The sequence below is a fragment of the Bradyrhizobium sp. BR2003 genome (assembly GCF_009720285.1).
GTDB classification, from domain to species: Bacteria; Pseudomonadota; Alphaproteobacteria; order Rhizobiales; family Xanthobacteraceae; genus Bradyrhizobium; species Bradyrhizobium elkanii.
The window spans coordinates 125914-140427 of sequence record NZ_SMYJ01000028.1; the positions used below are offsets into that span (position 1 = coordinate 125914).

The 14514-nt window shown below is 65.2% G+C and carries 15 protein-coding genes; 7 read left to right on the plus strand and 8 right to left on the minus strand.

Features of this window, described 5'->3' with window-relative positions; all coding sequences use genetic code 11:
* Window positions 1-70: 70 nt before the first annotated feature.
* Together E2I15_RS22965 and E2I15_RS22970 are read right to left on the minus strand one after the other, a co-directional pair.
* On the minus strand, window positions 71-1024 hold the full coding sequence (locus E2I15_RS22965; RefSeq protein WP_137478005.1) for a sugar-binding transcriptional regulator: 954 nt from the start codon (window positions 1022-1024) through the stop codon (window positions 71-73).
* Between the two features lie 9 nt (window positions 1025-1033).
* Window positions 1034-1699 (minus strand): HAD family hydrolase, encoded by a 666-nt coding sequence (locus tag E2I15_RS22970; RefSeq protein ID WP_137478006.1) that lies wholly within the window; start codon window positions 1697-1699, stop codon window positions 1034-1036.
* A gap of 113 nt (window positions 1700-1812) precedes the next feature.
* Between E2I15_RS22970 and ybaL the strand changes: the two genes are divergently transcribed.
* Both ybaL and E2I15_RS22980 read left to right on the plus strand, forming a co-directional pair.
* Window positions 1813-3534 (plus strand): YbaL family putative K(+) efflux transporter, encoded by a 1722-nt coding sequence (ybaL, locus tag E2I15_RS22975; protein ID WP_137478007.1) that lies wholly within the window; start codon window positions 1813-1815, stop codon window positions 3532-3534.
* Window positions 3535-3596: 62 nt separating this feature from the next.
* A complete protein-coding gene (locus E2I15_RS22980) occupies window positions 3597-3830 on the plus strand; it encodes a hypothetical protein (protein ID WP_137478008.1) in 234 nt (77 codons plus the stop codon).
* Between the two features lie 60 nt (window positions 3831-3890).
* Here the strand turns inward: E2I15_RS22980 and E2I15_RS22985 are convergent, their stop codons facing one another.
* The 5 genes from E2I15_RS22985 to E2I15_RS23005 form a co-directional block, all read right to left on the minus strand.
* Window positions 3891-4115 carry a hypothetical protein gene (locus E2I15_RS22985; protein WP_016843345.1) on the minus strand — a complete coding sequence of 75 codons (225 nt, stop codon included), beginning with the start codon at window positions 4113-4115 and terminating at the stop codon, window positions 3891-3893.
* Window positions 4116-4142: 27 nt separating this feature from the next.
* The gene (locus E2I15_RS22990; RefSeq protein ID WP_137478009.1) at window positions 4143-4418 is read right to left on the minus strand and encodes a chaperone modulator CbpM; all 276 of its coding nucleotides are present in this window, start codon (window positions 4416-4418) and stop codon (window positions 4143-4145) included.
* The gene (locus tag E2I15_RS22995) at window positions 4415-5317 is read right to left on the minus strand and encodes a DnaJ C-terminal domain-containing protein (RefSeq protein WP_137478010.1); all 903 of its coding nucleotides are present in this window, start codon (window positions 5315-5317) and stop codon (window positions 4415-4417) included. The genes E2I15_RS22990 and E2I15_RS22995 overlap by 4 nt, the downstream gene beginning before the upstream one ends.
* Window positions 5318-5442: 125 nt before the next feature.
* The gene (locus E2I15_RS23000) at window positions 5443-5625 is read right to left on the minus strand and encodes a hypothetical protein (protein ID WP_137478011.1); all 183 of its coding nucleotides are present in this window, start codon (window positions 5623-5625) and stop codon (window positions 5443-5445) included.
* 97 nt (window positions 5626-5722) lie between these two features.
* Window positions 5723-7105 carry a YXWGXW repeat-containing protein gene (locus E2I15_RS23005; protein WP_137478012.1) on the minus strand — a complete coding sequence of 461 codons (1383 nt, stop codon included), beginning with the start codon at window positions 7103-7105 and terminating at the stop codon, window positions 5723-5725.
* Window positions 7106-7773: 668 nt separating this feature from the next.
* Here E2I15_RS23005 and clpB point away from each other — a divergent pair.
* The 5 genes from clpB (at window position 7774) to E2I15_RS23030 (ending at window position 13140) form a co-directional block, all read left to right on the plus strand.
* A complete protein-coding gene (clpB, locus tag E2I15_RS23010) occupies window positions 7774-10386 on the plus strand; it encodes an ATP-dependent chaperone ClpB (protein WP_137478013.1) in 2613 nt (870 codons plus the stop codon).
* A gap of 101 nt (window positions 10387-10487) precedes the next feature.
* A complete protein-coding gene (locus E2I15_RS23015) occupies window positions 10488-10742 on the plus strand; it encodes a DUF2171 domain-containing protein (RefSeq protein ID WP_137478014.1) in 255 nt (84 codons plus the stop codon).
* A 148-nt stretch (window positions 10743-10890) separates the two neighbouring features.
* Window positions 10891-11952, plus strand: coding sequence for a Dyp-type peroxidase (locus E2I15_RS23020; RefSeq protein ID WP_137478015.1), 1062 nt, complete (start codon window positions 10891-10893; stop codon window positions 11950-11952).
* Window positions 11945-12760, plus strand: a complete 816-nt coding sequence (locus E2I15_RS23025; RefSeq protein WP_137478016.1) for a family 1 encapsulin nanocompartment shell protein — start codon at window positions 11945-11947, stop codon at window positions 12758-12760. Before E2I15_RS23020 ends, E2I15_RS23025 begins: the two co-directional genes overlap by 8 nt.
* A 185-nt stretch (window positions 12761-12945) precedes the next feature.
* Window positions 12946-13140 (plus strand): hypothetical protein, encoded by a 195-nt coding sequence (locus tag E2I15_RS23030; protein ID WP_137478017.1) that lies wholly within the window; start codon window positions 12946-12948, stop codon window positions 13138-13140.
* A gap of 12 nt (window positions 13141-13152) precedes the next feature.
* Here E2I15_RS23030 and E2I15_RS23035 read toward each other — a convergent pair whose 3' ends face one another.
* Window positions 13153-14442 carry an MFS transporter gene (locus tag E2I15_RS23035; protein WP_137478018.1) on the minus strand — a complete coding sequence of 430 codons (1290 nt, stop codon included), beginning with the start codon at window positions 14440-14442 and terminating at the stop codon, window positions 13153-13155.
* Between the last annotated feature and the right edge of the window lie 72 nt (window positions 14443-14514).

Below are 14514 nucleotides of genomic sequence, written 5' to 3' on the forward strand. Positions count from 1 at the left end.
TTACCTCTCCCGCAAGCGGGAGAGGTAACACAGCGCCAATGACGCTAGGTTTGACCGAATCTCGCAGCAATTACCGATCGAGTACCGCGCGCGCGGTGGCCTCATCGGTGATGAGGCCGTTGATCACCCGGCCCGCCAGTGCGGCCTTGATCGACGGCACCTTGGCGGCGCCGACGGCCGCGGCGATCGTGGTCGCTTCCGCGGGGATCTGCGGCGGAATGCTGGTCAGCCGCTTGTTGGTGCCGCCCTTGATCAGTTTGCCCTTGGCATCATAGGCCCAGCCCGTCACCTCGCCGACCGCGCCGAGCCGCATCATCTCGAGCAGCTCCTCGCGGGTGACGAAGCCGTCGACATGGACCTGGGCCTTCTGGTCCATCTGGCCGATGCCGATCAGCCGCAGATCGGCCTTGGCGGCGACCGCCCTCACCCGCGCGATCGGGTCGATGCGCACCATGCGGTTGCGCTCGTCCTCGCTCGACATCAGGAACGGCAGCGGCATCGGGTAATGGCGCGCACCGGTGCGGTCGGCGAGCCGCCCCACCGTGTCGTAGAAGCTCGCCGAGCCGTCGGCGGAGATGTTGCCGACCAGCGAGACGATCTGGTGATCGGGTCGCTCGATCGGCGAGACCCGCTCGACCGCGGCGCGCACCGCGCGGCCGGTGCCGAGCGCGACGATCACCGGGGTCTCCGCGCGCAGCGTCGTCTCCAGCAGATTGGCGCTACGCTCGGCGATCCCCGCATTCGACAGCGGCGCCGCCGGATCGGTCGGCACGACGTCGCAATGCACCAGATCGAACCGCGCCTTCAGCCGGGACGCCAGCTCCATGCAGGCCGCGATGGGATGTTCGAGACGAAACGTGATCAGCCGCTCGGCCAGGCACAGCGACACCAGGCGCTGCGCGGAGGCGCGCGACACCTGCAGCATTTTGGCGATTTCGTCCTGGGTGTGGCCTGCGATGAAATACAGCCAGCCGGCGCGCGCCGCATCGTCGAGGCGAGACTTTTCGTTGTCGGGCGCAGCCATCGTCTTGCGTCAACCTTCCATCCAGAAATCCGTCATCGCGGCGAAGATTCGATCCGCCCCGGCCTGCCGCAGCAGAGCACTGCCATCCGCCAACCGATAGTGGGCGCCGCCGACAAATCCCCACACTTTCATGCCGGCCGCCTTCGCGGCCATCACCCCGCTGACGCTGTCCTCGATCACGAGCGTGCGGCGCGGCGCGGCGCGCATCGCGCTTGCCGCATGCAAGAACAGATCCGGCGCCGGCTTGCCGTGCTTGACCATCTGCGCGGTGTAGAGCCGCGGTCCGAAGCTGACGGCGAGGCCGGTCAGCTCCAGCGAAAACTTCACCCGCTCGAGATCGCTCGACGAGGCGACGCAATATGGCAGCCGCAATTCCCTGAGCACCGCCGCGATGCCGGCGATCGGCCTCAGCCGGGAGCGGAAGGTCTCACGGACCCGCAGCGCCAGGTCAGGCAGAAACGTCTCGGGCAACGGCTTTCCCACGCCCCGGCAGTAGTCGACCAGGGCCGCGGTGCTGCGGCCGAGGAAGAGTTCGAGCGCCCGTTCGGTGCTCATCTCGATGCCGGCCTGCACCATCGCCTCGGCAAGGCAGCGGCAGCTCAATTCCTCGCTGTCGACGAGCACGCCGTCGCAGTCGAAGATGACGAGGTCGGTCTCGGGAAGCCGCGGATCCATCCGGACATGAGATCATATGCTCATGACATGAGCAATAGATCACAGTTTCGCGCGGAATGCCGCGCCTCAAATGGTCGCGGTGCACCGCCAGGGATGCTGTGCGACAAGGCGAAATGCCGCATGACACACCTCTGATCGCGACCGTCGTCGCGGGTCTCGGACTAGCCTTCGTCTTCGGAACCATCGCCCAGCGCTTTCGGGTTCCGCCACTGGTCGGTTATCTGCTCGCCGGCGTGGCCGTCGGCCCCTTCACGCCCGGCTTCGTTGCCGATCAGGCGCTGGCAACCGAGCTCGCGGAGATCGGTATCATTCTCCTGATGTTCGGCGTCGGCCTGCATTTCTCGCTGAACGATCTGTTGTCGGTGCGCGCGATCGCGGTGCCCGGCGCGATCGCGCAGATTGCGGTCGCCACATTGATGGGCCTCGGCCTTGCGCTGTTGATGGGCTGGACCGTCGGCGCCGGTCTGGTGTTCGGCCTCGCGCTGTCGGTCGCAAGTACCGTCGTGCTGTTGCGCGCGCTGCAGGAGCGTCGCCTGATGGACACCGAACGCGGCAAGATCGCGGTCGGCTGGCTGATCGTCGAAGACCTCGCCATGGTGCTCGCGCTGGTGCTGTTCCCGGCGGTGGCGAGCTTGCAGGGCGGCGATGGGGCAGCGTTCACCTCCGACCCGCTCGCCGCCCGTCTCGGTCTCGGGTTGACCGGCGTGCTGGTGCTGACGCTGATCAAGATCGCCGTGTTCATCGCGCTGATGCTGGTGGTCGGGCGCCGGCTGATCCCGTGGGTCCTGCACTACATCGCGCATACCGGCTCGCGCGAGCTGTTCCGGCTGACCGTGCTCGCGATCGCGCTCTGCATCGCGTTCGGCGCCACCAAGCTGTTCGGCGTCTCGCTGGCGCTCGGCGCCTTCTTCGCCGGAATGATGCTGCGGGAATCGCCGCTCAGCCAGCGCGCGGCCCAGGAAACACTGCCGCTGCGCGATGCGTTCGCGGTGCTGTTCTTCGTCTCCGTCGGCATGCTGTTCGATCCACTCAGCGTGGTCCGCGAGCCCTGGCCGTTCGCAGCGACGCTGTTCGTCATCGTGGTCGGCAAGTCGCTCGCCGCCCTTCTGATCGTCGTGCTGTTCCGTCATCCGATGGCGACTGCCCTGATGATCTCGGCGAGCCTCGCCCAGATCGGCGAATTCTCCTTCATCCTGGCCGAGCTCGGCGTTGCGCTCAATCTGCTGCCGAAGGGCGGCCGCGACCTGATCCTGGCGGGCGCGATCGTCTCGATCATGCTCAACCCGCTGGTGTTCGCGGTCGTCGACTGGCTGACGTCGCGGCTCGAGAAGCCGCAGGCTTCCTCGCCAACCGCCGCAGCTTCTGAACCAATCCCGGTCACCGAATTGCAGGATCACACCATCCTGGTCGGCTACGGCCGGGTCGGCAGCATCGTCGGCGATGCGCTGCATCAACGCAGCGCGCCGTTCCTCGCGGTCGAGGCGTCCGACGACATGGTCGCCAAGCTCAAGGAGCGGGGCATCGAAGCCCTGATGGGCAACGCCGCGCGCGCCAGCGTGCTGCGCGCGACCAATCCGGCCGCCGCGCGATCGCTGGTCATCGCGATTCCCGAAGCCTTCGAGGCGGGCCAGATCGTCGAGCAGGCGCGCGCCGCGAATGCCGATATCCAGATCATCGCCCGTGCGCATTCCGACGCCGAGGTCGATCATCTCAAGGCACTTGGCGCCAACATCGTGATCATGGGCGAGCGCGAGATCGCCCGCGGCATGATCGAGGAGCTCGACAGGGCGCGGCCAGCTGCTATGCAAACCGCCGAGCATGATTCGGCTGCTTGAGATAGATTACGCCCGCCGCACCGATGCACGCCGCGCACCACGCGATGAGGGGAGATCAAAACATGGCCTTCAAGAGCCCGCATATTTCGCTGGTGTCGTTCTCCGTCGAGATCGGCGCCGCGGACACGACAAACGTCATGCAGGTCGAGACCGACCTGCATCTGAACACCCGTCATCCGAGCTATGATGCGGCCGCCGTGGAGCGGCTGGTGCGCGACGCACAAGCCTATCTCGCCGGCAATGCCGGTCAGGTCACCCGGATCCGGCTGGTCTCCACCCGCAGTGGCCAGACCTGACGCCTCTTTGTTTGAGCATGATCTTCGCGCGCACGCTTCGCGCTTGTCGCGAGAGAAAACCTAGCCGCCAAGGAATGCCGGCGCCAGATCTTCCTGCACGATGATGTTGGCGGCTTCCGTCGTCAGCTCGCTGCCGACCAGATCGAGATTCTTGGCAGCCTCGAACAGCATCGAGCGGACGTCGTCCGGCGTCAGCACGCCTTTCGCGATCAGCTTGCGCACCAACGCCTGCAGGATAAGAACGTCGATCTCGCCATGCGCCAGCGGCGTCGGCTTGTCCGTCATGATCGTCTCCCAGGCTGAGTTCGTCGTCTAGCGCGGTGTTGACGCCATATCCTTGTGCAATTGCTCGAACGCGCGGCGCAGGCCGTGCAGCTGATCGACCAGATGAAGGATGACGTCGATGCCCTCGTCGTTGACGCCGAAGTCGCCCTTCAGGTCCTGGATCAGATGCGCACGCGCCACGTCGGTGTCGGAGAAACTGATCTCGCTGGCGGTCTCGTCCGGCACGAGCCATTGCTGCTCGATCCAGAACTCCAGGGTCTGCACCTCCAGACCTGCACTGGTGAGGAACTGCTGCTTGTTCATGATGCACCATCCTCGCGCGGATTGAACGCCTTGCGGTCCCAGTTCGATACAAAAGCCTCGAGCGCGGGATCGGGTCCCTTGGGCAGGACCACCTTGAGCTTGACGAACTCATCGCCATGACCGCCACCGACCTTGGGCGCGCCCTTGCCGCGCAGCCGCATCGTCGTGCCGGTGTTGGAGCCCTTCGGAACCGTCATGGTCACGGCGCCGGTCGGGGTCGGAACATTGACCTTGCCGCCGAGCACCGCCTCGGACAGCGAGATCGGCAATTCCAGCGAGATATCGTCGCCCTCGCGGGTAAAGCGCGGATCTGGCCTGATCTCCACTTCGATCAGCGCGTCCCCGGGGCCGCCCTTGCCGGTACCAGGCATGCCCTTGCCGCGCAGACGAATGACCTGGCCGTCGATCAGCCCAGGTGGAATCGTCACGTCGAGCGTGCCGCCATCGGGGAGCGTCAGGCGCTTACTCGCGCCGGCGATCGATTCCGCGAAATCGATCACGAGGCTGTAGTGCAGGTCGCGGCCGCGCCGGTTCGCGCGCGCCTGCTCGGTGCGCCGGAGCAATTCGGCGAACGCGTCGTCCTGGTCCATATAGTCGGCATAACCCGAACTGTCGGCATAAGGATGCCCCTCACCCGCGGTGGCGAAATCCCTGTAGTAGCGATGCTGCGGCCGCTCGGCGCCATCAGCATCGATCTCGCCGGCGTCGAAGCGCTTGCGCTTCTCGGCATCCGAGAGCAGATCGTTCGCAGCAGCGACTTCCTTGAATTTGTCTTCGGCTGCCTTGTCACCCGGATTGAGATCCGGGTGCAACTTCTTCGCCAGCTTGCGATAGGCCTTCTGGATATCGGCCGCAGACGCCGTCGGGGCAACGCCAAGGACCTCGTACGGATTTCTCACACCCTGCTCCGCAACACCGTGAGTGCACCTGCAATCATCAGGGCGCAAAAGCAGGCGATTTGCAAGTGCGCAAGCGCGCCGCCCGGAAACCGGCGACGCAGCATGCGCTCACGTCACAAGACGAGTTAGGATGTATGTCCGGGGTCCAGATAGCTCGGGATGTTCTTTTGCTGCTGCGGCGTCATCTTGGCGGTATCCGCCTTACCCGGCACGCCCCGCGGACCGAGCAGGGCGCGCTGCATATCGTCCTCGCTGAGGCGCGGCTTGCCATCGTCGAGTTGTCCATCGCCACCGTGACTCTGTGCCATGACCAACCTCCAGTGATGATCGCTTGCGCACAGGCGGCACAATACCGCGCTCCGCCGGAACGAGCCAGCGGAGCGCGGACGCGCCTTAGTGTTGCTCCTACCGCTTCTCCTCCGCGGGATGACCCGCCGCGGGCGCGCCATGCGGAGCGGCGTGCGGCTCCGGACGGGCCGCCGGCTGGGGATGGGTGGCCTGCGGATGCGGCTCGGGGCGCGCCATCGTCTCCGGGCGCGCTTCCGGCCTTGCCGCAGGCTCCGGTCGTGCTTCAGGCTTCGCCGGCTCAGGCCGCGCGACGGGCTTCGCGGCAGGCTCGGGACGCGGCTCTTCCTTGCGCACCTCTTCGGGCCGCTTCTCCTGCACGGCGGGCCGCGCCGTTTCTGCAGGATGCGGCTCAAGCTTCGGCTCGGCGGCCGGCGCTGCGCGCTTCTCTTCGACCGCGGGCCTGTTCGCTTCGGCGGGCGGATGCGCCGCAGCGCCCTTCTCGGGAACCGGAAGCGCGTGGGATCCGGCAGGCGCCGGCGCAGCAGGATGCGGCTCGGCCTTGGTCTCGGAAGCAGGTGCCGCGCGCTTTTCCTCGGCCGCGGGCCTGTTCGCCTCGGCGGGTGGATGGACCGCCGGAAGCTCCTTTCCCGGGACTGGGAGCGCGTGGGAATCAGCGGGTGCCGCTGCAGCCCCCGGGCGCCCCGGCTCCCCGGCCGCGGGCCGCGCAGCGTTGGCAGGCACCGCCTCGCCGGCCGGTCGCGCGCGAACCACGCCCGGTCCCTTCAACTCGCCGGGACGCGCCGTTGCGGCGACAGCGGGCACGCCATTGTTGGTCCGCTTGAACAGGCTCGGATCCTGGCTTGCGGTCTCGACCTGCTTGCGTTGCAACGGCGTCGCTGCGAAGTGCTGCTCCTTGGCGATCGCGCGCTCGGCCGGCGTCGGCCGCACCTCGATGCCGCCGCGGCCGCCATTGTAGCTGACGTTGTTGACGGTGGTCTGATTGATCGTGACGTTCTTTTCGTAGACGTGAGTGATCCGCGCACCCTGCAGATTGTTCACGGTGCGATTGTAGAAGAACGTGCCGTGATCCCAGCGGCCGCCTTCATAGCCGGCCCCGCCATAACCGAAGCCGTAGTTGATGCCGCCATAGAAGCCGACGCGATCACCCCAATAACCGGGATGGAAGATGAAGCCGCCGCCGAACGCGCCCCAGTAGCCGGGCGTCCACAGCAGCCCGACCCGCGGCGGCTGCACCCAGGTGCCCGGCACCCAGTAGTAATCGCCGCGCTCCTCGTCCCACGACCAATTGCCCGGCGACCACATATAGCCGGGACCAGGCACCGGCGGCTGATCGTAAGTCGGCAACGGCGGCGGCGCGGTCTCGACGGCAGAGACCGGCGCGCATGCCGCATCCTGCGCGATTGCGGGCACCGCAGTCGCATAGAACAGCGCCGTGGCAATCGCTGCACACGACACGGTCGAAAGGAGACGAGTTGTCATTGGGAGCCTCTTCGATGAGCACGTTCAACGTGAGACGGAACAAAAGTTCCGTGCATCGGCAATGCACCGACACACTTCATCGCTAGCGCCCTGACCTTACACCAGCCTGAAACGCAGCGACGCAAACGGAAACGCGCTCATGCGGCCATTCATGGTCGGTTCAGAGTGCGCCGTGATGCAACGTTGCGCGATTCAGCCGAACATCTCGCGTTGCTCCTCTGCATCATCGATACGAGCTACGCGAAACGCGACGTGATCGATTCCGATAGCGTCTCCCGATCATGACTTGGGCCTCTGTACGATCACAGCGATCCGTTCCTATCCAGCGCTCGCTTCGCGAGCACAGCGATCCATCGAACCGCAATCAGCGCGATGCGTGCACCCGCTTGCCGGCCCGGCTGTAGCAGTGCTCCCGGCTGAGTGCCAAAGACGAACGTCAGCCCTCGCAACGGCTTAACCGCAGCATCCCAGCGAGCGCGCTCCGCGATTGACACTCCCCCGAAAGGACCACACGATGCGAGATACGGCGGCCTCATGCCGCGGTTTGTCCGGGGGCGCGATTGCACGGGGCTGTTGCATGATGCATGTCATCGTTCCGCCATCTGTCACCGGCGGGACTGCGTGGCATAATGGATCTCGACGAGCCTGCGTTGCCTTGAGGTGCCACGATGAACATAGAAAAATATACCGATCGCGTTCGCGGCTTCATTCAGTCGGCGCAATCGCTCGCGATGCGCGAGTGGCATCAGCAGTTCTCGACGCTGCACATCCTGAAGGTGCTGCTCGACGACAATGAGGGCCTCGCGGCCGGCCTGATCGACCGTGCCGGCGGTAACTCGCGCGCGATCCTCAAGGCGACCGAAGACGCGCTGGCGAAAGTGCCGAAGGTCAGCGGCGCCGGCTCGGGACAGATTTATCTGGCGCCGGAGACCGCGCGCGCCTTCGCCGCGGCGGAACAGGCCGCCGACAAGGCCGGCGACAGTTTCGTCTCGGTCGAGCGCCTGCTGCAGGCGCTCGCGGCCGACAAGGACAGCGAGGCAGGCAAACTGCTCGCCAAGGGCGGCGTCAATCCGCAGAACCTGAATGCGGCCATCAATGCGCTGCGCAAGGGGCGCACCGCCGACAGCGCGTCGGCCGAGAACGCCTATGACGCGCTGAAGAAATACGCCCGCGACCTCACCCAGGCGGCGCGCGACGGCAAGCTCGACCCGGTGATCGGTCGCGACGAGGAGATTCGCCGCACCATCCAGGTGCTGTCGCGACGGACCAAGAACAATCCCGTGCTGATCGGCGAGCCCGGTGTCGGCAAGACCGCAATCGTCGAGGGCCTGGCGCTGCGCATCGTCAATGGCGACGTGCCGGAAAGCCTGCAGGACAAGGCGCTGCTCGCGCTCGATCTCGGCGCGCTGATCGCCGGCGCAAAATATCGCGGCGAGTTCGAGGAACGGCTCAAGGCCGTGCTGCAGGAGGTGACCTCGGCCGAGGGCGGCATCATCCTGTTCATCGACGAGATGCACACCCTGATCGGCGCCGGCAAGGGCGATGGCGCGATGGACGCGTCCAACCTTCTGAAGCCCGCACTCGCCCGCGGCGAGCTGCATTGCATCGGCGCCACCACGCTCGACGAATACCGCAAGCATGTCGAGAAGGACCCGGCGCTGGCCCGGCGCTTCCAGCCGGTGTTCGTCTCCGAGCCGACGGTCGAGGACACCATCTCGATCCTGCGCGGCCTCAAGGACAAATACGAGCAGCATCACGGTGTACGCATCGCGGATTCGGCGCTGGTCGCGGCCGCCACGCTCTCGAACCGCTACATCACCGACCGCTTCCTGCCCGACAAGGCGATCGACCTGATGGACGAGGCCGCGGCGCGACTGAAGATGCAGGTCGATTCCAAGCCTGAAGAACTCGATTCGCTCGACCGCGAGATCATCCGGCTGAAGATCGAGCAGGAAGCGCTGAAGAAGGAGACCGATCTCGGTTCCAAGAGCCGGCTGCAGACGCTCGAGAAGGATCTTGTCGATCTGGAAAAGAAGTCGGCGGACATGACGTCGAAATGGCGGTCGGAGAAGAGCAAGCTCTCCGACGCGCAGAAGATGAAGGGCGAGCTCGAACAGTTGCGCACCGAACTTGCCAATGCGCAGCGCAGAGGCGAATTCCAGAAGGCGGGTGAGCTGGCTTATGGCCGCATTCCCGAGCTCGAGAAGAAGCTCGCGGCTGTCGAGGCCAGCGAGACCTCGTCCGCCAGCGAAACCGTGACCGCCGACAATATCGCGCAGGTGGTGTCGCGCTGGACCGGCGTGCCGGTCGACAAGATGCTGGAGGGCGAGAAGGACAAGCTGCTGCGCATGGAGGAGATGCTCGGCAAGCGTGTCGTCGGCCAGGCCGAGGCGGTCCGCGCGGTGTCGACCGCGGTGCGCCGCGCCCGCGCCGGCCTGCAAGACCCGAACCGGCCGATCGGCTCCTTCATGTTCTTGGGCCCCACCGGCGTCGGCAAGACCGAGCTTGCAAAAGCGCTTGCCGAATATCTGTTCGATGACGAGACCGCGATGATCCGCCTCGACATGTCCGAATACATGGAGAAGCACTCGGTCTCGCGGCTGATCGGCGCGCCGCCCGGCTATGTCGGCTATGACGAGGGCGGTGCGCTGACCGAAGCGGTGCGGCGGCGGCCTTATCAGGTGGTGCTGTTCGATGAGATCGAGAAGGCGCATCCCGACGTCTTCAACGTGTTGCTGCAAGTGCTCGACGATGGCCGCCTGACCGACGGCCAGGGCCGCACCGTCGATTTCCGCAACACGCTGATCATCATGACCTCAAACATCGGCGCCGAATATCTGGTCAACCAGCCGGAAGGCCAGAGCACAAGCGCGGTGCGCGAGCAGGTGATGAACATGGTGCGGGCGCACTTCCGCCCGGAATTCCTCAACCGGATCGACGAGATCATCCTGTTTCACCGCCTGCAGAAGAGCGACATGGGTCGTATCGTCGAGATCCAGTTCTCTCGGCTGCGCAGGCTGCTCGAGGATCGCAAGATCGAGCTGGAGCTCGATCCGAAGGCGCGCGACTGGCTGGCGGAGAAAGGCTGGGATCCGGCCTACGGCGCCCGCCCGCTGAAGCGGGTGATCCAGCGCAGCGTGCAGGATCCGCTGGCCGAGATGATCCTTTCCGGCGACGTACGCGACGGCTCAGAGGTAAAACTCTCGGCCACCAAGGCCGGCCTCACCTTCAACGGCAAGAAGCCGGAGAACGCCGCGGCGGACGAATTCGAACCGGTGTGAGACAGGCTGGATTGCCCACGACGCGCTGTCATCGCCGCGTCGTGTGTCGGCATCATATGCAAGCCGACTATACAGGCTGACCTGCAACCAGGGAGAGCGCCATGACGCAGCACAAGATCAAGGACAACATGGAGGTGATCGGCGCCGATGGCGTGCATGTCGGCACCGTCGACCACGTCGAGGGCAACCGCATCAAGCTCAAGAAAAACGACAGCGACGGCTTCCACAAGGGCCATCACCACTTCATCGAGCTCGGCTTCGTGGCGGGTGTCGAAGGCTCCAAGGTTCGGCTCTCGGCCAACGCCGCGATTGCGGTGACCCTCGAGGAAGAGAAGTCCGGCAAGCCCGTCGATTGAGGCAGGCACCTCTGCAAGCGCGTGAGCCATTCGAGCCCTTGTAAAGGCTCCACCGGCATGCTCCTCTGCCCCTGTCTGGACGCCGATCCGGCGTCCAGCGCCTGCCTTTTGTCCTCGTGGAAGCGCCGTTTTAGTCAAGGAGACATGCGTGCCATCAGCCGTTCCGCAACCGGTCGCTGCGAAGCTGACGCGCGCGGCCATCTTCCTTGCGGTCACGCTCAAGCCCAATCCGGAATATGATGCAATGGCACGGTCGCTGTGCGCCGACCTGGGCGCGCTGCTGCGTGCCGTGGGCTTCCGCGATCTCGAGGGCCGGCTGTCATGCGTCATGGGCATCGGCTCCGACGCATGGGACCGGCTGTTCGGTGCGCCGAAGCCGAAGGGCCTGCATCCGTTCCGCGAGATCAATGGCGTCCACCACGCCGTCGCGACACCGGGCGACCTGCTGTTTCACATCCGCGCCGTGCCGATGGACCTGTGCTTCGAGCTCGCGACCCAGATCATGACGCGGCTCGGCGATGCGGTTGCGACCTCCGACGAGGTGCACGGCTTCAAATATTTCGACGAACGCGACCTGCTCGGCTTCGTCGATGGCACGGAGAATCCGGAGGACCAGGCGGCCACCGACGCCACCATCATCGGCGACGAGGACGCGGCGTTCGCCGGCGGCAGCTATGTGATCGTACAAAAATACCTGCACGACCTGAAGAAATGGAACGAGCTTCCGGTCGAAATGCAGGAAAAGATCATCGGCCGAACCAAACTATCCGACATCGAGCTCGACGATGCGGTGAAGCCGAGCTACGCGCACAACGCGCTGACCACGATCGTCGAGAATGGCGAGGAGCTCGATATCGTCCGCGACAACATGCCGTTCGGCAATATCAGCAAGGGCGAGTTCGGGACCTATTTCATCGGCTATGCCAAATCCCCGCACCGGATCGAGCAGATGCTGGAGAACATGTTCGTCGGCAAGCCGCCGGGCAATTACGACCGTTTGCTCGACTTCAGCCGCGCCGTGACCGGCATGCTGTTCTTCGTCCCGTCGGCGACCTTCCTGGAGGACGTCGCGAGCGAGGCACCGGCAGCTTCGCCCGCCGAGCCGTCGCTGGATGACGCCGGGGCCGACGACACACCTGCACCAGGAATACCGCCGTCCGACGGCTCGCTCGGGATCGGCTCACTGAAAGGAGAGGCTGGACATGAATAATCTTCATCGGGGACTCGCCCCTATCTCGGACGCGGCATGGGCCCAGATAGAAGAGGAGGCCTCGCGCACGTTGAAGCGCCATCTGGCGGCGCGCCGTGTCGTCGACGTCGACGGTCCGAAGGGAACGGATTTCTCCGCGGTCGGCACCGGTCATCTCAAGAAGATTGCAGCGCCGGGCGACGGGGTCGAGGCGACGCAACGCGACGTCCAGGCGCTGGTCGAGCTGCGCGTGCCGTTCGAGCTCTCGCGCCAGGCGATCGACGATGTCGAGCGCGGCGCGAATGATTCCGACTGGGATCCGCTCAAGGATGCCGCACGCAAGATCGCATTCGCCGAGGATCGCGCGGTATTCGACGGCTACGCGGCCGCCGGCATTCAGGGCATCCGTCAGGGCACCAGCAACCCGGTGCTGACGCTGCCGTCGAGCGTCAAGAACTATCCCGCCGTGGTCGCGCAGGCGGTCAGCCAGCTGCGGCTTGCCGGCGTCAACGGTCCCTGTACGCTGCTGCTCGGCACCGAGCCCTATACCGCGATCGGCGGCGCCACCGACGACGGCTATCCGGTGCTGCAGCACATCCAGCGCCTGATCGACGGCAAGATCATCTGGGCGCCCGCGATCGAGGGCGGCGTGCTGCTGACCACCCGCGGCGGCGATTTCCAGCTCTCGATCGGCCAGGACCTTTCGATCGGCTATCTCAGCCACTCGGCGAAATCGGTTCAGCTGTACTTCCAGGAGACCATCACCTTCCTGATGCTGACGAGCGAGGCGTCGGTGGTGCTTGCGCCGGAGGCGAAGAAACCGGCCTAAAGCGCGATGAGATCGTGTCGAATCCACATCGCGCTTTAGGTTCTTTTTTGGAGCATGATCTTTCGGAAAACCGCTTCACACTTTTCCGGATCATGCTCTAGGCTTACCGACGTTCACTCTTCCGGGAGGCTCCGGCCAATCCGTGCCGGAGCTTCCGTTGAACTGCAACGGAGAGGAGGCGCGCAATGCAGGACTATGATCTCTACATCAACCCGAAGAAGGCATCGGTCGGGCTTTATGTCCGCAAGGGCGCCGGTCTTCCCGACCTTGCCGATGCCAAGGACTGGGTGTTCGACGGCACCTCGGCGCAGGCCAATCTGCCGCCGCAGCTCGTGAAGGAAATCGAGGCCAACGGCCACGCCTTTCGCGACATGAATTAATAAGCGCGGGCGCTACTTCTCGCCGACCTTCGCCGGGGCGGTCTCGGGCATCAGGCTCATCGCCACGATGCCGACCGCCGCCGCGAGCAGGAGATACCACGACGGCGCCAGCGGATCTCCTGACACGTGCAGCAGCCACGTGACCACGAGTTGCGCGGTGCCGCCGAATGTCGCGATGGCGACCGCGTAGATCGTGGCGAACACGCCGCCGCGGATGCTCTGCGGCAGCGCTTCGGTGAACGCGGCATAGAACGCCGTGAATGGCAGCGATCCGATGAACGACAGGATGCCGAAGCCGAACAACAGCGACCATGCACCGGGGTCCTGTACGATCCACAGGAAGGCCGGATAGGTCAGCACCAGTACGACCAGCTGCGGCCAGATCATGATCGGCTTGCGTCCGAGCCGGTCGGCAAGCCAGCCGCCCAGCATCGCGCCGATGATCTGCAGTCCGTTGCTGACCAGCGAGACCGTGAACGCCAGCGACGGCGACACATGCAGCGTGTTCCTGGCATAGGTCGTCATGTATTGCGTCACATAGGTCGAGATCGTGCCGCTGGCCAGGATCATCACCGCCAGCGCGATGACGCGAAGATGCCGGCGCGCCAGCGCCACATGGCTCGAGCGTTCGACCTGCCCGGCGACATGCTCGCCGCGCGAGACCGTTTCCGGCAGCGTTCGGCGCATCCAGATGCCAAACGGCAGACAGACGGCCCCGAGCAGGAACGCGACGCGCCATCCATAGGCCTGCAGCATGTCGGGCGCCATCGCGCTGCTCAGGATGACACCGACAAGCGCGCCCACCGTTGCCGCAATCTCCTGGCTGGCGGGCTGCCAGGCGACCACGAGGCCGCGGTTCCTCGGTGCAGCGATCTCGATCAGATAGGCCGTGGTCGGCCCGACCTCGCCGCCGAGCGCAAACCCCTGCACCATCCGCGCCAAGATCACGATGATCGGCGCCACAATGCCGATCGCGGCATAGGATGGCGTCAGCGCAATGGTCAGGTTCGCGCCGCCCATCAGCGCGAAACTCAGCAGCATCGCCGGCCGCCGCCCAACCCGGTCGGAGAAAATGCCAAGCACGATGCCGCCGATCGGCCGCGTCAGGAAACCGGCGCCGAAGGTCGCGAGCGACAGCATGAGGCTGCCGTATTCGCTGTGCGCGGGGAAGAAGGTGCGCCCGATCTCGGTCGCAAAGAAGCTGTAGGTGATGAAGTCGTAGAACTCCAGCATGTTGCCGATGGTCGCGGCGAAGGCTGCGCGCTTGACATCGAACTGTTCCCTGCTTGCAATCTCCGGCAACGCTCTCGGTTCCTTGTCTGCTTGTGCGAGCGGAGTATTATTCCTCGGACCATGTTAGGCAAGGCATGGAGA

What these genes read in the sequence shown, in the direction of transcription:
- E2I15_RS22990 (WP_137478009.1), bottom strand. Translation starts at nt 4,418, where the DNA reads ATGAACAAGCAGCAGTTCCTCACCAGTGCAGGTCTGGAGGTGCAGACC.
- E2I15_RS22970 (WP_137478006.1), bottom strand. Translation starts at nt 1,699, where the DNA reads ATGGATCCGCGGCTTCCCGAGACCGACCTCGTCATCTTCGACTGCGAC.
- E2I15_RS23000 (WP_137478011.1), bottom strand. Translation starts at nt 5,625, where the DNA reads ATGGCACAGAGTCACGGTGGCGATGGACAACTCGACGATGGCAAGCCG.
- E2I15_RS23025 (WP_137478016.1), top strand. Translation starts at nt 11,945, where the DNA reads ATGAATAATCTTCATCGGGGACTCGCCCCTATCTCGGACGCGGCATGG.
- E2I15_RS23030 (WP_137478017.1), top strand. Translation starts at nt 12,946, where the DNA reads ATGCAGGACTATGATCTCTACATCAACCCGAAGAAGGCATCGGTCGGG.
- E2I15_RS22980 (WP_137478008.1), top strand. Translation starts at nt 3,597, where the DNA reads ATGGCCTTCAAGAGCCCGCATATTTCGCTGGTGTCGTTCTCCGTCGAG.
- ybaL (WP_137478007.1), top strand. Translation starts at nt 1,813, where the DNA reads ATGCCGCATGACACACCTCTGATCGCGACCGTCGTCGCGGGTCTCGGA.
- E2I15_RS22965 (WP_137478005.1), bottom strand. Translation starts at nt 1,024, where the DNA reads ATGGCTGCGCCCGACAACGAAAAGTCTCGCCTCGACGATGCGGCGCGC.
- E2I15_RS23015 (WP_137478014.1), top strand. Translation starts at nt 10,488, where the DNA reads ATGACGCAGCACAAGATCAAGGACAACATGGAGGTGATCGGCGCCGAT.
- E2I15_RS23005 (WP_137478012.1), bottom strand. Translation starts at nt 7,105, where the DNA reads ATGACAACTCGTCTCCTTTCGACCGTGTCGTGTGCAGCGATTGCCACG.
- clpB (WP_137478013.1), top strand. Translation starts at nt 7,774, where the DNA reads ATGAACATAGAAAAATATACCGATCGCGTTCGCGGCTTCATTCAGTCG.
- E2I15_RS22985 (WP_016843345.1), bottom strand. Translation starts at nt 4,115, where the DNA reads ATGACGGACAAGCCGACGCCGCTGGCGCATGGCGAGATCGACGTTCTT.